Raw genomic sequence first — 17,926 nt, 5'->3', positions numbered from 1 at the left:
CTGAACGTACGCCGGTACACGCCTGGGTACGGCGTGGTGCCGGTCGTCAGCTCAGGGAGGCCGAGCAGAAGAACCGGCGTGTGGAGTCGGCCGGGGATCAGAAGTCCTCGTCGAAGCCGACCGAACCCTCCACCGCGACCTGGTACGCCGAGGGCCGCCGCTCGAAGAAGTTGGTCAGCTCCTGGACTCCCTGAAGCTCCATGAACGAGAAGGGGTTCTCGGAGCCGTACACCGGGGCGAAGCCGAGGCGCGTCAGACGCTGGTCGGCCACGCACTCCAGATACTGCCGCATCGAGTCGGTGTTCATCCCCGGCAGGCCGTCACCGCACAGGTCGCGTGCGAACTGCAACTCGGCCTCGACGGCCTCCCGCAGCATGTCCGTCACCTGCTGCTGGAGCTCGTCGTCGAAGAGGTCCGGCTCCTCCTTGCGGACGGTGTCCACGACGTCGAAGGCGAAGCTCATGTGCATCGTCTCGTCGCGGAACACCCAGTTGGTGCCGGTCGCCAGTCCGTGCAGCAGGCCCCGGCTGCGGAACCAGTAGACGTACGCGAAGGCCCCGTAGAAGAACAGCCCCTCGATGCAGGCGGCGAAGCAGATCAGGTTGAGCAGGAACCGGCGGCGGTCGGCCTCGCTGTCCAGCCGGTCGATCTTCTCCACCGAGTCCATCCACCGGAAGCAGAACTCGGCCTTCTCCCGGATGGAGGGGATGTTCTCGACGGCCGCGAAGGCGGCGGCGCGGTCCTCCGGGTCGGGGAGGTAGGTGTCCAGCAGTGTCAGGTAGAACTGGACGTGGACGGCCTCCTCGAAGAGCTGCCTGCTCAGATACAGGCGTGCCTCGGGGGAGTTGATGTGCTTGTAGAGCGTCAGCACCAGATTGTTCGCCACGATCGAGTCGCCCGTCGCGAAGAACGCGACCAGGCGGCCGATGAGGTGCTGCTCACTGTGCGACAGTTTCGCGAGATCTGACACATCCGAGTGGAGGTCGACCTCCTCCACGGTCCAGGTGTTCCTGATCGCGTCCCGGTAGCGCTCGTAGAAGTCGGGGTAACGCATCGGGCGCAGGGTCAGCTCGAAGCCCGGGTCGAGGAGACGGGCGTTACGGGTGGTGCTGGTCATTACTGGCAGGCCTCGCAGGACTCGGGGTTTTCCAGGGAGCAGGCGATCGCCTCTTCGGAGGTCGCCTGCTGGGCGGGGACGGTGGCTCGGGTCTGAGCCTGGGCCGCGCGGGCGATGCGGGTCGCCGGGCGGGAGCGCAGGTAGTACGTCGTCTTCAGACCTGACTTCCAGGCGTACGCGTACATCGAGGAGAGCTTGCCGATGGTCGGGGTCTCCATGAACAGGTTCAGGGACTGGGACTGGTCCAGGAACGGGGTGCGGGCGGCGGCCATGTCGATCAGGCCGCGCTGCGGGATCTCCCAGGCCGTGCGGTACAGGGCGCGTACGTCGTCCGGGATCCAGCCGAAGTCCTGCACGGAGCCGCCCGACTCGCGCAGCGCCTCGCGGGTGCGGTCGTCCCAGACGCCGAGCTCCTTCAGGTCGTTCACCAGGTACGAGTTGACCTGGAGGAACTCGCCCGACAGGGTCTCGCGCTTGAACAGGTTGGAGACCTGCGGCTCGATGCACTCGTACACGCCCGCGATCGAGGCGATGGTGGCGGTGGGGGCGATCGCGAGGAGGAGGGAGTTGCGCAGGCCCGTCGGCGCGATCCGCTCGCGCAGCGCCGACCAGCGCTCCGGCCAGGTCCGTTGCGCGTCGTAGTGGTCGGGGTGCAGGACGCCCCGGGCGGTACGGGTCTTCTCCCAGGCCGGCAGGGGCCCGTGGCGCTCGGCGAGGTCGGCGGAGGTCTCGTACGCGGCGAGCATGATGCGCTCGGCGATACGGGTGGAGAGGGCCTTGGCCTCGGGGGAGTCGAAGGGCAGGCGCAGCTGGAAGAAGACGTCCTGGAGGCCCATCGCGCCCAGGCCGACGGGCCGCCACCCGGCATTCGAGCGGGCCGCCTGCTCGGTCGGGTAGAAGTTGATGTCGACGACGCGGTCGAGGAAGGTGACGGCCGTGCGGACCGTGGCGTCGAGCCGCTCCCAGTCGATGCCGCCGGCCGTCCGGTCGACGAACGCGCCGAGATTGACGGACCCCAGGTTGCAGACCGCCGTCTCCCCGTCGTCCGTGACCTCCAGGATCTCGGTGCACAGGTTCGAGGAGTGGACGACATGGCCGGGCTCGGCCGTCTGGTTGGCCGTGCGGTTGGCGGCGTCCTTGAAGGTCATCCAGCCGTTGCCGGTCTGGGCGAGGGTGCGCATCATGCGGCCGTACAGGTCGCGGGCCGGGATGGTCCTCGTGGCGAGCCCCGCGGCCTCGGCCCTGCGGTACGCGGCGTCGAACTCCTCGCCCCACAGGTCCACCAGCTCGGGCACATCGGCCGGGGAGAACAGGGACCAGACGCCGTCCTCGTCGACCCGGCGCATGAACTCGTCCGGGATCCAGTGCGCGAGGTTCAGGTTGTGCGTACGGCGGGCGTCCTCACCGGTGTTGTCCCGCAGCTCCAGGAACTCCTCGATGTCCGCGTGCCAGGTCTCCAGGTAGACCGCGGCCGCGCCCTTGCGCCGGCCGCCCTGGTTCACGGCGGCGACCGAGGCGTCGAGGGTCTTCAGGAACGGCACGATGCCGTTGGAGTGCCCGTTCGTGCCGCGGATCAGTGAACCGCGGGAACGGATGCGGGAGTACGCGATGCCGATGCCGCCCGCGTGCTTCGACAGCCGGGCGACCTGGTGGTAGCGGTCGTAGACGGAGTCCAGCTCGTCCTTCGGGGAGTCGAGGAGGTAGCAGGACGACATCTGGGGGTGCCGGGTGCCGGAGTTGAAGAGCGTGGGGGAGGAGGGGAGGTAGTCGAGGCGGCTCATCAGTCCGTAGAGCGCGGCGACCTCGTCCACGGACCGGGGAGCGTCGTCCTCGGCGAGACCGGCGGCGACGCGCAGCATGAAGTACTGGGGCGTCTCGACGACCTTGCGGGTGATCGGGTGCCGGAGCAGGTACCGGCTGTGCAGCGTACGCAGCCCGAAGTAGCCGAAGCGGTCGTCGGCGCCCGTGTCGATCAGCGCGTCGAGACCGGCCGCGTGGACCCGTACGAACGCGGCGGTGCGGTCGGCGATGAGACCTTCACGGTGGCCCACGGCGACGGACTCGGAGAACGACGTGACGCCCTGCGAGGCGGCCTCGGCCGCGATACCGATCGCCAGCAGCCGGGCGGCCAGCTTCGAGTACGCCGGGTCCTCCGAGATGAGACCGGCCGCCGCCTCGGTGGCCAGCTCGCGCAGCTCCGTGTCGTCGGCGTGCGCGGACCGGCCGCGCAGCGCGGCGGCGGCGACCCGTCCGGCGTCGGCGTCGGGAAGGTCGGCGGTCAGCTCGGTCAGGGTCCGCAGCAGCGCGGTTCCAGGGCCGTCGTGATCCCGTGGGGTGGCTGCTGAAACAGGGTCGGCTGGCGCGATGGTCACGTGGGGGCACTCCCTCGCTCGGCACGGGACCTTGCGGAGGACAGGGGGCAGCTCACGAGCGCACACGGCGTCGCGTCCACCGGCCCATTCCACGAGGCCCGGACGTCAGGCACCCGGACCGGACGGCCGGGCGCACTGTCGGCAGGTCCTCGGACTGACCGTGCGTGCGTGCCGGGCATGACGGACACACGCAAGTACACCGTTGCGGGACAGTTCCGGATTCGCACCGGATTCCCCTGCGGCGACAGCGAGCATGAGCATACATCTTGTGCCGGGCTGCGGAAGCGGCCCCACATGTTGTGTCGTGGTGGTGTCAGAGTGTCAGTTCATAGGTCAGGAGAGCGATGTCGAGCTCCGGGAGCGGGTTCCAGTCGCGGTCGGGAGTGCGGGTGAACCCCAGGCGCTCGTAGAGCCGGTGGGCCGCGTGCATGGAGCGCTGGGTGGACAGGACCATGCGGACGCAGCCGGGCGTGGCCCGCGCCCGCTCGACGCACGCACGGACGAGCGCCTCCCCGGCACCCCGGCCCCGGCCCTCACCGGCTACCGCGAGCATCCGTATCTCCGCCTCGCCGGGGCGCGCGATGTCGGCCATGGGCCCGCCGGCCGCCACGAAGGTCACCGCGCCGAGCACCCGGCCGTCCCCGACGGCGACGAACACCTCGGCCGCCGCGGCCCGCTTGGCCACGTCCCGCAGCTCGCCGAGGTACGCGTCGCTCTCCCCGAAGTCGAGCAGACCGTCGCCCAGGTACGCCTGCGCGGTGATCTCCCCGATCGCCCCGTACTCGTCGGGTCGCGCCTGCCTGATCGTGATGTCCATGGTGAGGAGTGTGCCGGACGGCTCGTCGGTCTTGACGGCCGCGTCGTCAAAACGCCGGACGGGCTGAATACTCAGCCGTCCGGCGTTCGAGGAGTGGGGGCAGACCCCGCGCCGCCCTCAGTGACCGGCGCCCACCTTCGGCAGTACCACCGACACACCCTTGTCGCCCGCGTCCGCCGTGTAGTCCTCCGGCTTCGTCTCGTCGATTCCCTCGGGGGCCTTGGCCGCCTTCAGGACGAAGGTGAGGACGACCGTGACGATCACATTGAGCACGAACGCCGTCAGACCGATGTAGCCGATCTCGCCGAGACCCGGAATCTCCGCGTTGGAGCCGCCGAAGTGCTTCTGGGTCGGGGAAGCGACACCGTACGCGGCCACCGTGCCGTACACCATGCCGACCGCCCAGCCCGCGAGCAGCGCCCAGCGGTGGAACCAGCGTGTGAACAGGCCGCCGACCAGCGCCGGGAAGGTCTGCAGGATCCAGATGCCGCCCAGCAGCTGGAAGTTGATGGCGACCGTCTTGTCCATCGTGAGGACGAACGCCAGGGCGCCCACCTTCACCAGGAGCGACACCAGCTTCGAGACCTTGGTCTCCTGCTCGGCCGTCGCGTCCGGCTTGAGGAAGTCCTTGTAGATGTTGCGGGTGAAGAGGTTCGCGGCCGCGATGGACATGATGGCCGCCGGGACGAGCGCGCCGATGCCGATCGCCGCGAAGGCCACGCCCGCGAACCAGTCCGGGAACATGTCCTCGAACAGCTGAGGGATGGCCAGCTGCCCGTTGCTGACGTTGATGCCGGCCGCGATCGCCATGAAGCCCAGCAGCGCGAGCAGGCCCAGCATCAGGGAGTACAGCGGCAGGATCGTGGTGTTGCGGCGGATCACCTCACGGCTCTTCGAGGACAGCGTCGCCGTGATCGAGTGCGGGTACATGAAGAGCGCGAGCGCCGAGCCGAGAGCCAGGGTGGCGTACGTCCAGTGGCCGGCCTCCGGCGGTACGACGGCACCGCGTGGTTTGTCCGTCGCCGGGTTGGTCTGGGCGAACGCGTCCCCCGCCTTGGCGAAGATCTCGTCGAAGCCGCCCAGCTTGATCGGGATGTAGATGATCGCCACCGCGATGACGAGGTAGATCAGCGTGTCCTTCACGAACGCGATCAGCGCCGGGGCACGCAGACCCGAGGAGTACGTGTACGCGGCCAGCACACCGAAGGCGATCAGCAGCGGCAGGTCCTTGATGAACCAGTGGGTGTTCTCGCCGCCGCCGACACCCATCACGTCCAGCACGGCCTGGATGCCGACCAGTTGGAGCGCGATGTACGGCATCGTCGCCAGGATGCCGGTGAGGGCCACCGCCAGCGACAGGCCCTTCGAGCCGAACCGGCCGCGCACGAAGTCCGACGTCGTCACGTAGCCGTGCTTGTGGGACACCGACCACAGACGGGGCAGGAACGTGAAGATCAGCGGGTAGATCAGGATCGTGTAGGGCACCGCGAAGAAGCCGGCCGCACCCGCCGCGTAGATCGCCGCCGGCACCGCCACGAAGGTGTAGGCCGTGTACAGGTCGCCGCCGAGCAGGAACCAGGTGACCCAGGTGCCGAACGACCGTCCGCCCAGGCCCCATTCGTCGAGGCTGTGCTCGTTCTCGGCCTTGCGCCAGCGGGCGGCCAGGAAGCCCATGACCGTGACGGCCAGGAAGAAGAAGATGAAGACGGCGAGCGCGACGCCGTTCACGCCGTCCTTCACGCCTGCGCACCACCCTTCGACGCGGCACGGGCACGCTGGTCACGCTGCCACAGCTTGTACGCGGTCGCGGTGAGCGCCGTGGAGATGAGCACCCAGGCCATCTGGTACCAGTAGAAGAACGGGATGCCGATGAGCGTGGGGTCGGTCTTGGCGTACGAGCCGACCCAGAGCATCGCCACGAACGGGGCGAACAGGCACAGGGCGATGACCACTCGTACCGGTGTCACCACCGGCGGTTTCACTTCAGGCGCATCCGACATGTTCCGGCTCCGTCCCCTCGCTGATCACCTGTGCAACGCGCAGGAAATGTAAGGGACGTTCTCGCCGTACGGAACCCCCCGTCCGGATATCGGATGCGGAGGTTGTGTGCTCACCCGCACGGGACCGCACCCCCACGGGACCGGCGGCAGGCCAACTCAGGAGCAGCGGAACCCCTGCCGGGGATCGGACTCCTGCCGGTCGGTCCGCATGCGCTCGAACTCCCGCCGGGACGGCACCGGAGCGTCCGGGTGGCCCGCGCGCAGGTGCGCCACGTAACGGTCGTACGCCGACTCGCCGGTCAACTCCCGTACGTACCAGCGCACGCCCCTGGGCCGCCTCAACCGCCCTGCCCAGTACCGACCGCATCGCGGGCCTCCTCCTTCTCCTCACGGGTCGGGAACAGCCCCGCCGGGGCGACGATCCTCGACTTCACGTATCAGGCCTCGCTCAGCGTGGAGAGCGCCGGGCGGCGTACGTGCCGGACGCAGACACGCGCCGCGTCCACGACCACGACGACGAGGAGCGCGAGGGCCGCCGAAAGGACGCCGTCCACCGTGGAGTTGGTGACGATGGTGTGCATGTCGTCCATGCTCTTGGCGGGCGGGAGCACCTTCCCCGCGTCGATGCCGTCCTGGTAGACCTCGCGCTGCTGGAAGAAGCCCACGCGCGGGTCGCTGGAGAACACCTTCTGCCAGCTCGCGGTGAGCGTCACCGTGGCGTCCCAGGCGAGGGAACGCCGGTGATCCAGGCCCACTTCAGCCTGATCTTTCGTGAGCGGAGCCGGGGATGCTGCGGGGGCGGGTTCACTCGGTCGGGTGGTTGGGGGTGAACGTGCGGTGGGTTGTCGTACGCGTGTGTACGTTGAGTGATCGTGAAGCTGGTTGTGCAGATCAGGCTGCTGCCGACGCTGGTGCAGGTGGCGGCACTTGAGGCGACCCTGCACGCCTGCAACGAGGCCGCCACCTGGGTCAGTGGTGTGGCCTTCGACAAGGGGGTGAAGCGGCCCTTCGCGCTGCGTGGGCACACCTACGGTGAGGTGAGGGCCCGATGGGGGCTGGGGGCGCAGGCCGCTCAGCACTGATCAAGAAGACGTGCGACGCGTACGCCACGCTCAAGGCCAATCCGAAGGCCGGGAACCTGGGCAGGCCCGGTTCCAGGCGGTACCGCAGGGCTACCGAGAAACCGGTCGCCTTCCGCCCGGACGGGGCGCAGCCTTTACCGGCGGGGCGAGTCCGATCTCGTCTGCCGGGACGGCATGTGGTTCCTGCCGGCCACCTGCGAGGTGCCCGAGGCACCGCTGAACACGGACCCGGCGGACTTCCTCGGGATCGACCTGGGCATCGTGAACATCGCCACCACCTCCGACGGTGAGATCACGGCCGGGCGTGAGCTCAACCGAATCCGGGTCCGGGAGCGCAAGCTGCGCACCAAGCTGCAGAAGAAGAACACCCCGTCCGCCAAGCGCCGGCTGAAGAAGCGGCGTCGGAAGGAAGCACGGCGGGCGAAGGACATCAACCACAAGATCGCGAAATATGTGGTGGCCGAGGCAATGGGGGCACCTCCCGCGCGAGCGAAGCCGAGCGTGGGGGAGCACCGGTCGCGGGATCGCCCTGGAGAACCTGACGGGCATCCGCGAGCGGGTACGGCTTCGCAAGCCCCAACGGGCCACCCACTCCAGCTGGACCTTCGCCCAGCTCGGCAGCTTCATCGCTTACAAGGCCCGCCGGGCAGGGGTGCCGGTGGTGTATGTCGATCCGGCGTACACCTCCCGCACCTGCGCCGAGTGCGGGCACATCGACCGAGCGAACCGGGTCTCCCAGGCCTGGTTCGCATGCCGGTCCTGCGGATTCGTTGATCACGCAGACCGGAACGGCTCCCGCAACATCCGTGCCAGAGCGTGGGAGTTGTGGCGACGCGGGGCCCAGTCAACGGCCCCTGCCCCACCGCGCCGGCGGAGGGGGCTGGACGCAAACGCAGCATCACCGCCAGTGACGCCCGTTGTGCAAGCCCGGAACTTCCGGTCCCGGGTAGTTGACGCGCCCGGACTTCACCAGCAGCGTGGTGCACACGGCGAGGGTGACGGCCGCCAGGAGCTGGTTCGAGATGCCGAAGATGGGGAACAGCCGGTTGATGCCGCCGAGGGGTTCGTGGGCGCCCACCCACGGGAAGTAGCCCTACAGCCCACAGACGATGCCGCTGGTGATGACCAGGCCGGGCTTCCAGCCGGATGCGCCGACGACGCCCTATTCCTGAGGCCTCTTGAGCCGCGCCACGAACTTGTACCGGTCACCTCGGTACACGGACCGCACCCACTCCACCGGCTTGCCCTCCTTGTCCAGGGAGTGGCGGGAGAGCATCAGCATCGGCAGGCCGACGTCGGTGCCGAGGAGGCCGGCCTCGCGGGGGGTGGCCAGGGACGTCTCGATGGTCTCCTCGGCCTCGGCGAGGTGGACGTCGTACACCTCGGCCAGCGCCGTGTAGAGGGACGTGTACTTGACCAGGGACCGGCGCAGCGCGGGGAAGCGCTTGGCGGACAGATGGGTCGTCTCGATCGCCATCGGCTCGCCGTTCGCCATGCGCAGCCGCTCGATGCGCAGCACCCGGCCGTCGGCGGACATGCCGAGCAGCCCGGCGAGCGTGTCGTCGGCGGTGATGTAGCCGATGTCCAGGAGCTGCGAGGTGGGTTCGAGGCCCTGGGCGCGCATGTCCTCGGTGTACGAGGTGAGCTGGAGGGCCTGCGACACCTTCGGCTTGGCGACGAACGTGCCCTTGCCCTGGATGCGCTCCAGGCGGCCCTCGACGACCAGCTCCTGGAGGGCCTGCCGCACGGTCGTGCGCGAGGTGTCGAACTCGGTGGCCAGCGTGCGCTCCGGCGGTACGGGGGTGCCCGGCGGCAGCGTCTCCGTCATGTCGAGGAGGTGCTTTTTCAGACGGTAGTACTTGGGCACGCGCGCGGTACGGACAGTGGTCCCGTTCTCGTTCTCCGCACTGCTGACGTCGGTGCTCATGCTCCGCCTTCCCGGCTCCCTGTGCCGACGCGACCGATGGATCTCGGTCACGGCTCACATCGTGGCACGGCTTCGGGTGCGGGTGTTCCCCGCACGCTCCGTGATCCCTCTGTATACCCTCGCGTCCCTCGCTGGTCTAGTCCACCGCCCCTGCCCGTCGCGGCGAAGTGGTCTACCCGATCGTGCGCACGGGGCTCGCTGTTTTCGTCGGCTTCTTACTTAAAGGTCCCTGCATATGTAGGTCCCATAACGGCTGGTGAGAGCGCACTCGAACACCCTTGACACGCCTATTGGTCTGGGCCAAGCTCGGCGCACTGGTCTACACCATTGGTCCAGTGTCTGAGGAGGGTGGCGTGAAGCGCAAGCTGACAGCCGTGATCGGTATCGCGGGCATGATGGTTTCCGTCGCTGCGTGTGGGGGCGGCAGCAAGGCCGGGGGGTCCGGCCAGGGGGCGGATGCCAAGGAGCTGACGGTCTGGCTCACGGTGGACGCGCAGAACAACTGGCCGGAGTTGGTGAAGGCCGCCGACGCGGCGGTCAAGAAGAAGCACCCGGGCATCACGATCAAGCACGAGTACTACGGCTGGCCCGACAAGAACGCCAAACTCGACGCCGTCCTCGCCACCGACAAGGCGCCCGACGTGGTCGAGATGGGCAACACCGAGATGCTCGGCTACATGGTCAAGGGCGCCTTCGCCCCCCTTGAACCGTCGGAGTTCGACAACGCGGACGCCTGGCTCGACGGTCTCAAGACCTCCGTGACGTACGACGGCAAGACATACGGCGTCCCCTACTACGCGGGCGGCCGTGTCGCCACCTGGCGGGGGGACATCGCGAAGCAGTCCGGCATCACGTCCCCGCCGAAGACGTACGACGAGCTCACCGCCGCCCTCGACAAGATCCAGAAGAAGGAGGGCGGCAAGTTCAACGCCTGGTACCAGCCCACCCGTGACTGGTACGCGGCCATGTCCTTCGTGTACGACGCCGGCGGCGCCATCGCCAAGGAGGAGGGTGGCCAGTGGAAGGCCACCCTGTCCTCGCCCGAGTCCGTCAAGGGCCTGGAGGAGTTCAAGAACGTCATCGACACGTATATGCAGGGTGACAAGACCAAGGACGAGTCGGACCGCTACATCGTCTACGGCCAGGGCAAGTCGGCCATGATCTTCGCCGCCGCCTGGGAGGGCGCGACCGCCGCGGACCCGAAGAACGACAAGACCGGCAAGCTCAAGGACAACCTGGAGAACTTCGTCATGCCGGGCCCGTCCGGCAAGAACATGCCCGTCTTCCTCGGCGGCTCCGACCTCGCCGTCCCGGTGAAGTCCGACGCCCGGGCCGTCGCCGCCGAGTGGATCAACGCATTCACCGGCCCCTCCGGCCAGAAGGGCCTGATGGCCAAGGGCAACCTGCCCAACAACAAGACCGACCTCGCCACCCTGAAGAGCGACCCGGCGACGGCCGTCCCGGCCACCGCCGCCGAGTCCAACTGGTTCGTCCCGATGGCGCCGGGCTGGGGACAGGTCGAGAAGGCCCAGATCCTGCAGACCATGCTGCAGAACATCGGCACCGGCAAGAAGTCGGTCGAGGCGGCGGCCAAGGAGGCGGACGCCGCGATCGACAAGGTCATCAACACCCCATGACCTGCGAGCGGGACTCCGTCACCGGCGGAGTCCCTCCAGGTCCTGTCGTCAAACTCCCGTCGTCCGCCCGGAGGGCGGGAGTTTGACGACAGGACCAGGCCGTACGACCTGAGGGACCGCTGAGGAGCGCGCGATGAGTGCCGCAGACACGACCACCCCTGCCAAGGTGCCGCCCCCGCGGCAGGCACCGCCGACACCGTCTCCGGCCGTCGCGGAGACACCACGCGAGCGGCGGACCCCGGGCGGGGCCGCCGTGCCCTGGGCGCTGCTCGCGCCCTGCCTGCTGATCCTCGCGCTCGTCCTCGGCTATCCGCTGGTCCGGCTGGTCACGCTGTCGTTCCAGAAGTTCGGCCAGTCCCAGCTGTGGGGTTTCCAGCCGGCCGAGTCCGTCGGCCTCGCGAACTTCACGGAGGTGCTGGGCGACGGCGAGTTCTGGGCCGTCGTCGTACGGACCGTCGTCTTCACGACCGGAGCCGTCGTCTTCACCATGGTCGCCGGCATGCTGATCGCGCTGCTCCTCCAGCAGGTCTCCGGCTGGGTGAAGACACTGATCAACATCGCGCTGGTGGCGAGCTGGGGCATGCCCATCATCGTGGCCACCACGGTCTTCAAGTGGCTCTTCGACTCCGACTACGGCGTCTTCAACGCGCTGCTCAGCAAGCTGCCGGGCCTCGACATGGTCGGCCACAACTGGTTCGCGAGCGGACCGCAGGGCCTGGCCGTGATCATGCTGCTTGTGGTGTGGGGCGCCGTGCCGTTCGTGGTGATCACGCTCAGCGCGGGACTCACCCAGGTGCCCAAGGAACTCCAGGAGGCGGCCCGGCTGGACGGCGCGGGCGCGTGGGGCGTGTTCCGCTACGTCACCCTGCCGATCCTCAAGCCGATCATCGTGATGCTGACGACCCTCTCCGTCATCTGGGACATGGGCGTCTTCCCCCAGGTGTTCGTGATGCGCAACGGCCACCCGGAGGACGAGTTCCAACTGCTCACCACCTACTCCTACGACAAGGCGTTCGTCGTGAACGACTACGCCCAGGGCTCGGCGATCGCCCTGCTCACCGTGCTGTTGCTGCTCGGCGTCGTCGCCGTCTACATGCGGCAGATGCTGAAGATCGGAGACGTCGAATGAGCGGCATGACCGGCACAACCGGCGTGACCGGTATCAGCGCCCCCACCCCCGCGGGGCCACGGAGGTCCAGGCTCGGCTGGAACCTGCTCGGCCTGCTGGTCTTCGTCACCGCGGGCTTCCCCGTCTACTGGATGCTGAACACGGCGTTCAAACCGGCGAAGGACGCCATCGACCCGGATCCCAGCCTGCTGCCGACCGGGCTCACCCTCGCCAACTTCCAGCGGGCGCTGGACGTCGCCGACTTCTGGGGCCCGGTCGGCCGCAGCCTCGTCGTGTCCCTCGCGGTGGTCGTGATCGGCGTCGTGGTCGGCATGCTGGCGGCCCTGGCCATCTCCCGCTTCGCCTTCCGCGGCCGCAAGGTGGTGATCGTCGGCGTCCTGGCGGTGCAGATGGTCCCGCTGGTCGCGATGATCATCCCGGTCTTCCTGCTGCTGAACGACCTGAACCAGTACGACCGGCTGTCCGGCCTGATCATCACCTACCTGACCTTCATCCTCCCGTTCACGGTGTGGACGCTGCGCGGCTTCATCGTCAACATCCCGCGCGAACTGGAGGAGGCCGCCATGGTCGACGGCTGCTCACGCACGGGTGCGTTCGTCCGGGTGGTCTTCCCGCTGCTCGCCCCCGGTCTGGTGGCCACCTCGGTGTACGGCTTCATCCAGGCGTGGAACGAGTACCTGTACGCCCTGATGCTGATGAGCCAGCAGAACCAGACGGCGACGGTCTGGCTCGCCAACTTCACCACCAAGCACGGCACCGAATACGCCCCGATGATGGCCGGCTCCACGATGATGGCGGTGCCGATCGTCGTCCTCTTCCTCCTCGTCCAGCGCAAGATGGCCGCGGGACTCACCGCGGGCGCCGTGAAGGGATGACCCACTCATGACGACGATCGCCGGTGGCACCACCGTGCCCGGTTCCGGACAGGACACCGTGACACGGGACGCCCTGACCGTCCTCCAGCCCGGCTTCCCGGGCACCACCGCCCCCGACTGGCTGCTGCGCCGCCTGGGCGAGGGCCTCGCCTCGGTGGGCCTGTTCGGCCGCAACGTCGCCTCGCCCGAGCAACTCGCGGCCCTGACAGACCGGTTGCGTGCCGAACGCGAGGACGTCCTGGTCGCGATCGACGAGGAGGGCGGTGATGTGACGCGCCTGGAGGTGCGGACCGGCTCCTCCTTCCCGGGCAACCACGCGCTGGGCGCCGTGGACGACGTGGAGCTCACCCGCGAGGTGGCCCACGAGCTGGGCCGCCGCCTCGCGGAGTGCGGGGTCAACCTGAACTGGGCCCCGTCCGCGGACGTCAACGCCAACCCGTCCAACCCCGTGATCGGGGTGCGCTCCTTCGGCGCCGACCCCGGCCTCGTCGCCCGGCACACGGCCGCCTACGTCTCCGGGCTCCAGGCCGCCGGCGTCGCGGCCTGCACGAAGCACTTCCCCGGGCACGGCGACACGGCGGTGGACTCCCACCAGGCGCTGCCCCGCATCGACGTGGACCGGTCCCTGCTCCAGGCCCGCGACCTGGCCCCCTTCCGGGCCGCGATCGGCGCCGGCACCAAGGCGATCATGAGCGCGCACATCCTGGTCCCGGCCCTGGACGGGGAACACCCGGCGACCCTCTCCCGGCGCGTCCTGACGGACCTCCTCCGCGAGGACCTCGGCTACGAGGGCCTGATCGTCACCGACGGCATGGAGATGAAGGCCATCGCCGCCACCTACGGCATCGAGCGCGGCAGCGTCCTCGCCATCGCCGCGGGCGCGGACGCGATCTGCGTCGGCGGAGGCCTCGCGGACGACGAGACGGTACGCCGCCTGCGGGACGCCCTCGTCTCGGCGGTTCGCTCCGGCGAACTGCCCGAGGAGCGCCTCGCCGACGCCGCCGCCCGGGTACGGGACCTGGGGGCCTGGGCGGGCACGCGTACCGCCGAGGGCGGCGGCACGCGGACCGACATCGGCCTCATGGCCGCCCGCCGGGCACTGACGGCGACACGCTCCACGACGTACGAGCCCGTGAGCGAGCCCCCCTTCGTCGCGGCGTTCACCCCGGTCGCCAACATCGCCGTCGGGGACGAGACCCCGTGGGGAGTCGCGGCGGAACTGGCGCGCCTGCTGCCCGGCACGGAGACGGCGAGCTTCGCGGGGGAGGGGGCGGCACAGGCGGCCCTGGCCTCCGCGGGCGCCCGGCGGATCGTGGCCGTGGTCCGCGACGCGCACCGCCACCCGTGGATGGACGCGGCCCTCGACACGCTCCTGGCCGCCCGCCCCGACACGATCGTGGTCGAGATGGGCGTCCCCCAGTCCCCACCCCGCGGCGCCCTCCACATCGCCACCCACGGCGCGGCACGGGTATGCGGGCGCGCGGCGGCGGAGGCCATCGCGCCCCGTTAGGGGCGCGGGGAACTGCGCGATCAGCCACACACAACCCGCAGACCGCCACACTCGGCTGCTCCCGAGCTCTGCCCGGAGTGTTATAGGCGCCCCGGGCGGAGCCCACCCGTTCAGATCCCCTGCCACTCCGGCTTGTTCGCAAAGGTGTGCCGAAAGTAGTCCGCAAGCTTCAGCTTGGACGCCGCGGCCTCGTCCACAACGACCGTGGCGTGCCGGTGGAGCTGCAGTGCCGAGGCCGGGCACACCGCGGCGACGGGCCCCTCCACGGTCGCCGCCACCGCGTCCGCCTTGCCCTCACCCGTCGCGAGCAGCACCAGGTGCCGCGCCTCCAGGATCGTCCCGATGCCCTGGGTGATGACGTGGTGCGGCACCTGCCCGATGTCACCGCCGAAGAACCGCGCGTTGTCGACACGGGTCTGCTCGGTGAGCGTCTTGATCCGCGTCCGGGAGGCGAGCGAGGAGCACGGCTCGTTGAACCCGATGTGCCCGTCGGTCCCGATCCCGAGCAACTGGAGGTCCACCCCTCCGGCCTCGGCGAGCGCCGTGTCGTACGCCTCGCACGCCCCCTGCACGTCCTCGGCGGTGCCGTCGGGCCCCATGAACGCGTCCATGCTGATGCCCAGCGGCTGGAGCACCTCGCGCCGGAGCACGGAACGGTACGACTCGGGGTGCTCGGCCGGCAGTCCCACGTACTCGTCGAGCTGGGCTATGCGGGCGCGCGACACGTCCACCGCGCCGGAGCCCACGCGCGCCGCCAGCCCCTGGTAGACGGGCAGCGGCGTGGAGCCGGTGGCCACGCCGAGCAGGGCGTCGGGCTTGCGTCGGAGCAGCTGGGCCATGGCCTCGGCGATGAGTTCGCCGCCCGCCTTCGCGTCCGGGACGATGACAACTTCCACGCTGGGCCTGCCGATCTGGAGAGGGACTCAACTGGGACCCGGAAGGGCACGATGTGGTTTAGACCAATCTAGCAGAAGGCCTTTCCGGCGAGTGTCCTGATCAGGTCCCCCATATGAACCGAAGGGGGCTACTCTGCGTGGAGGGCATCGGTGGACGGTGAGCAATACGACAACAACAAACATCCCTCAACGGATGGACACACGTGGTGGTCTAGTCCACAATGCCTAGATAGAGCGTGCTGACCACCGAGCATGCGAACCGCAAGCCTCCGTCTTCCCCGCACAGGAAGGCGGACCGAGGAACCGGCGCTCTCTGCCCTGACTGCTCCGGCTCCTCATCCTTCGGCCGACCGGGACCGCACACCCCACGGCCGATGCTGCTCCGGGCTGCGGTGCCGGGAGGGTTGAGGGTCCCTCTCAGGCGCCGCGGCCCGCGGGTGTTTCCGGGGCCGTGCCAGAGGGCGCGCCCACGGCTTCCAGTCCTGTCCGAACCGCCAGGTACGCTCGCACACGTGCCCTCCATGAACGAACTCGTACGCCAGCACACCGCCCTCAGCGACTCCGACCTGGAGTGGCTGCACCTGCTGGTGTCGGAGTGGCAGCTGCTCTCGGACCTCTCCTTCGCCGACCTCGTCCTCTGGGTCCCCACCCACGACGGCACCCGCTACGTCTCTGTCGCCCAGATGCGCCCCAACACGGGCCCCACCTCGTACCAGGACGACATGGTCGGCCACCTCGTCCCGCGCGGCCGCAGACCCCTCCTGGACGCGGCCCTGGACGAGGGCAGGATCGTGCGCGAGGGCGACCCGGAGTGGCGTGAGGAGGTTCCCGTACGGGTCGAGTCCATCCCCGTGCGCCGGGAGGGCCGCGTCCTCGGTGTCATCGCGCGCAACACCAACCTGCTGACCGTGCGCACCCCGAGCCGTCTCGAACTGACGTATCTCCAGAGCGCGTCCGACCTCGCCCAGATGATCGCCGCCGGATCGTTTCCGTTCTCGAACCAGCAGCTCGAAATGGACGCATCACCGCGCGTGGGCGACGGACTGATCCGGCTCGACGCCGACGGCATCGTCCAGTACGCCTCCCCGAACGCCCTCTCCGCGTACCACCGTCTCGGTCTCGCCGCCGACCTGGTGGGTCACCACCTCGGCCTGACGACCGCCGAACTCGCCCCGTCCCGGGGCCCGGTGGACGAGGCGCTCGCCAAGGTGGCCAGCGGCTGGGCGCCACGCGAGTTCGAGATCGAGGCCCATGACGGGGTCATCCAGTTCCGCGCGATCCCGCTCAAGCCCAAGGGCACCCGCATCGGCTCCCTGGTCCTCCTCAGGGACGTCACCGAACTGCGCCGCCGCGAGCGCGAGTTGATCACGAAGGACGCGACGATCCGCGAGATCCACCACCGCGTCAAGAACAACCTCCAGACGGTCGCCGCGCTGCTGCGCCTCCAGGCCCGGCGCATCGAGTCCGAGCGCGGCCGTGCGGCCCTGGAAGAGGCCGTACGACGGGTCGGGTCCATCGCGATCGTGCACGAGACGCTGTCGCAGAACCTGGACGAGCGGGTGGAGTTCGACGAGATCGCCGACCGCGTCCTCGCGATGGTCGCGGAGATCTCCCCGGGCAAGGTCACGGGCCGGCGCAGCGGCCGGTTCGGGATCCTGGACGCGGAGGTGGCGACCCCGCTCTCCATGGTTCTCACGGAAATCCTGCAGAACGCCCTCGAACACGGCTTCCGCGAGGGCGAAACCGGCACCGTGGAGGTCTCGGTGGTGCGCGGTGGCACGACGAAGGAGGCCCGCCTCCTCGTCACCGTCCAGGACGACGGCGTCGGCCTCCCCGACGGCTTCGACCCGCACAGTTCGGGCAATCTCGGCCTGCAGATCGTACGGACGCTGGTGGAGGGGGAGTTGGGCGGCACGTTCGACATGGTGCCGGCGCCCGAGCGGGGGACGAGGGTGCTCCTCGACGTTCCGGTGCGGGCGCAGAAGTAGGCGTACGCAAAACGTTCACATGCATTGCGCAGGCGAACGGTCGCGCGGCTGCGGCTCGCGGACGGAACAGGCGTACGGAACAGGCGCCGAAACAGCGATGAGCCCCGGACCAGGAAACCGGTCCGGGGCTCAGATGCTCTGAATCATGCGCATCGGGGGCACTGCGCGCTGCGGCTCGGGGGCGGGAGATGCGTACGCGCTGTACGCGCCGCCAAGCTCAGGCTATTGCTGGGTGGGATGTCAGGCGGAGGCCTGACGGGCCCGGTTGCGAGCGGCGCGGCGCTTCATGGCGCGGCGCTCGTCCTCGCTGAGACCACCCCAGACGCCGGAGTCCTGACCGGACTCAAGCGCCCACTGCAGACACTGCTCGATCACCGGGCAGCGACGGCAGACAGCCTTGGCTTCCTCGATCTGCAGCAGCGCAGGACCGGTGTTGCCGATGGGGAAGAACAGCTCGGGGTCTTCCTCGCGGCAAACGGCGTTGTGACGCCAGTCCATGGCTGCTACCTCTCTTGGTGTTACTTGCACGTTGCTTGTGAATGTGAACGCTTTCACGAATCCCTCAACAAGTGAAGG

At 69.1% G+C, this 17,926-nt stretch carries 15 protein-coding genes, 4 pseudogenes and 1 riboswitch; of the genes and pseudogenes, 8 read left to right on the top strand and 11 right to left on the bottom strand.

Going from position 1 to position 17,926, the window contains the following annotated elements; genetic code table 11:
* Nucleotides 1–97: 97 nt before the first annotated feature.
* From IE262_RS32490 to IE262_RS32460, 7 genes and pseudogenes are all read right to left on the bottom strand, one after another.
* Nucleotides 98–1,117, bottom strand: a complete 1,020-nt coding sequence (locus IE262_RS32490; RefSeq protein WP_134029573.1) for a ribonucleotide-diphosphate reductase subunit beta — start codon at nucleotides 1,115–1,117, stop codon at nucleotides 98–100.
* On the bottom strand, nucleotides 1,117–3,489 hold the full coding sequence (locus IE262_RS32485) for a ribonucleoside-diphosphate reductase subunit alpha (protein WP_189878731.1): 2,373 nt from the start codon (nucleotides 3,487–3,489) through the stop codon (nucleotides 1,117–1,119). Before IE262_RS32485 ends, IE262_RS32490 begins: the two co-directional genes overlap by 1 nt.
* Before the next feature lie 123 nt (nucleotides 3,490–3,612).
* Nucleotides 3,613–3,750, bottom strand: a riboswitch (cobalamin riboswitch).
* A 52-nt stretch (nucleotides 3,751–3,802) separates the two neighbouring features.
* Nucleotides 3,803–4,306, bottom strand: coding sequence for a GNAT family N-acetyltransferase (locus IE262_RS32480; RefSeq protein ID WP_189878729.1), 504 nt, complete (start codon nucleotides 4,304–4,306; stop codon nucleotides 3,803–3,805).
* A 117-nt stretch (nucleotides 4,307–4,423) separates the two neighbouring features.
* The gene (mctP, locus tag IE262_RS32475; RefSeq protein ID WP_189878728.1) at nucleotides 4,424–6,046 is read right to left on the bottom strand and encodes a monocarboxylate uptake permease MctP; all 1,623 of its coding nucleotides are present in this window, start codon (nucleotides 6,044–6,046) and stop codon (nucleotides 4,424–4,426) included.
* A complete protein-coding gene (locus IE262_RS32470) occupies nucleotides 6,043–6,306 on the bottom strand; it encodes a DUF3311 domain-containing protein (protein WP_189878726.1) in 264 nt (87 codons plus the stop codon). The genes mctP and IE262_RS32470 overlap by 4 nt, the downstream gene beginning before the upstream one ends.
* 156 nt (nucleotides 6,307–6,462) lie before the next feature.
* Nucleotides 6,463–6,648 (bottom strand): YbdD/YjiX family protein, encoded by a 186-nt coding sequence (locus IE262_RS32465; RefSeq protein WP_308432823.1) that lies wholly within the window; start codon nucleotides 6,646–6,648, stop codon nucleotides 6,463–6,465.
* A pseudogene (locus tag IE262_RS32460) lies at nucleotides 6,645–7,069 on the bottom strand (carbon starvation CstA family protein); the annotation flags it as partial. The pseudogene IE262_RS32460 and the gene IE262_RS32465, both read right to left, overlap by 4 nt.
* A 109-nt stretch (nucleotides 7,070–7,178) precedes the next feature.
* Between IE262_RS32460 and IE262_RS40735 the strand changes: the two are divergent.
* The 3 genes and pseudogenes from IE262_RS40735 to IE262_RS40725 all read left to right on the top strand — a co-directional run.
* Complete coding sequence (locus IE262_RS40735) at nucleotides 7,179–7,388, top strand: hypothetical protein (protein WP_444545235.1); 210 nt, start codon at nucleotides 7,179–7,181, stop codon at nucleotides 7,386–7,388.
* Between the two features lie 174 nt (nucleotides 7,389–7,562).
* Nucleotides 7,563–7,793 (top strand): annotated as a pseudogene (locus tag IE262_RS40730) (transposase); the annotation flags it as partial.
* A 46-nt stretch (nucleotides 7,794–7,839) separates the two neighbouring features.
* Nucleotides 7,840–8,133 (top strand): annotated as a pseudogene (locus tag IE262_RS40725) (zinc ribbon domain-containing protein); the annotation flags it as partial.
* A 201-nt stretch (nucleotides 8,134–8,334) separates the two neighbouring features.
* On the opposite strand, the pseudogene IE262_RS32450 reads toward IE262_RS40725, so the two are convergent.
* Nucleotides 8,335–8,529 (bottom strand): annotated as a pseudogene (locus tag IE262_RS32450) (carbon starvation CstA family protein); the annotation flags it as partial.
* A 21-nt stretch (nucleotides 8,530–8,550) separates the two neighbouring features.
* On the bottom strand, nucleotides 8,551–9,315 hold the full coding sequence (locus IE262_RS32445) for a GntR family transcriptional regulator (RefSeq protein ID WP_189878722.1): 765 nt from the start codon (nucleotides 9,313–9,315) through the stop codon (nucleotides 8,551–8,553).
* Nucleotides 9,316–9,668: 353 nt separating this feature from the next.
* On the opposite strand from IE262_RS32445, the gene IE262_RS32440 reads away from it, so the two are divergent.
* From IE262_RS32440 to IE262_RS32425, 4 genes are all read left to right on the top strand, one after another.
* Entirely contained in the window at nucleotides 9,669–10,952 is a 1,284-nt protein-coding gene (locus IE262_RS32440) for an extracellular solute-binding protein (RefSeq protein ID WP_134029583.1), read from the top strand.
* Nucleotides 10,953–11,085: 133 nt separating this feature from the next.
* Complete coding sequence (locus IE262_RS32435) at nucleotides 11,086–12,081, top strand: carbohydrate ABC transporter permease (RefSeq protein ID WP_134029585.1); 996 nt, start codon at nucleotides 11,086–11,088, stop codon at nucleotides 12,079–12,081.
* Between the two features lie 5 nt (nucleotides 12,082–12,086).
* Nucleotides 12,087–12,956: a carbohydrate ABC transporter permease gene (locus IE262_RS32430; protein WP_189878720.1), complete on the top strand. Its 870-nt coding sequence runs from the start codon at nucleotides 12,087–12,089 to the stop codon at nucleotides 12,954–12,956.
* A gap of 7 nt (nucleotides 12,957–12,963) precedes the next feature.
* Complete coding sequence (locus IE262_RS32425) at nucleotides 12,964–14,466, top strand: glycoside hydrolase family 3 protein (RefSeq protein WP_189878718.1); 1,503 nt, start codon at nucleotides 12,964–12,966, stop codon at nucleotides 14,464–14,466.
* 110 nt (nucleotides 14,467–14,576) lie between these two features.
* Here IE262_RS32425 and nagB read toward each other — a convergent pair whose 3' ends face one another.
* On the bottom strand, nucleotides 14,577–15,362 hold the full coding sequence (gene nagB, locus IE262_RS32420) for a glucosamine-6-phosphate deaminase (protein ID WP_134029591.1): 786 nt from the start codon (nucleotides 15,360–15,362) through the stop codon (nucleotides 14,577–14,579).
* A gap of 512 nt (nucleotides 15,363–15,874) precedes the next feature.
* Between nagB and IE262_RS32415 the strand changes: the two genes are divergently transcribed.
* Nucleotides 15,875–17,350, top strand: a complete 1,476-nt coding sequence (locus IE262_RS32415) for a sensor histidine kinase (RefSeq protein WP_134029593.1) — start codon at nucleotides 15,875–15,877, stop codon at nucleotides 17,348–17,350.
* A 240-nt stretch (nucleotides 17,351–17,590) separates the two neighbouring features.
* Here the strand turns inward: IE262_RS32415 and IE262_RS32410 are convergent, their stop codons facing one another.
* The gene (locus IE262_RS32410) at nucleotides 17,591–17,848 is read right to left on the bottom strand and encodes a WhiB family transcriptional regulator (protein ID WP_003992873.1); all 258 of its coding nucleotides are present in this window, start codon (nucleotides 17,846–17,848) and stop codon (nucleotides 17,591–17,593) included.
* Nucleotides 17,849–17,926: the final 78 nt, after the last annotated feature.

Source organism: Streptomyces bluensis (assembly GCF_014650715.1).
GTDB lineage: Bacteria > Actinomycetota > Actinomycetes > Streptomycetales > Streptomycetaceae > Streptomyces > Streptomyces bluensis.
The sequence above is the reverse complement of the archived record's forward strand: the minus strand, read 5'-3'. Positions and strand labels throughout refer to the sequence as shown.

Bases quoted from the DNA above. Each gene is read 5' to 3' on its own strand.
- IE262_RS32480 (WP_189878729.1), bottom strand. From the start codon at position 4,306: ATGGACATCACGATCAGGCAGGCGCGACCCGACGAGTACGGGGCGATC.
- IE262_RS32435 (WP_134029585.1), top strand. From the start codon at position 11,086: ATGAGTGCCGCAGACACGACCACCCCTGCCAAGGTGCCGCCCCCGCGG.
- IE262_RS32410 (WP_003992873.1), bottom strand. From the start codon at position 17,848: ATGGACTGGCGTCACAACGCCGTTTGCCGCGAGGAAGACCCCGAGCTG.
- IE262_RS32445 (WP_189878722.1), bottom strand. From the start codon at position 9,315: ATGAGCACCGACGTCAGCAGTGCGGAGAACGAGAACGGGACCACTGTC.
- IE262_RS32470 (WP_189878726.1), bottom strand. From the start codon at position 6,306: ATGTCGGATGCGCCTGAAGTGAAACCGCCGGTGGTGACACCGGTACGA.
- IE262_RS32430 (WP_189878720.1), top strand. From the start codon at position 12,087: ATGACCGGCACAACCGGCGTGACCGGTATCAGCGCCCCCACCCCCGCG.
- IE262_RS32490 (WP_134029573.1), bottom strand. From the start codon at position 1,117: ATGACCAGCACCACCCGTAACGCCCGTCTCCTCGACCCGGGCTTCGAG.
- IE262_RS32425 (WP_189878718.1), top strand. From the start codon at position 12,964: ATGACGACGATCGCCGGTGGCACCACCGTGCCCGGTTCCGGACAGGAC.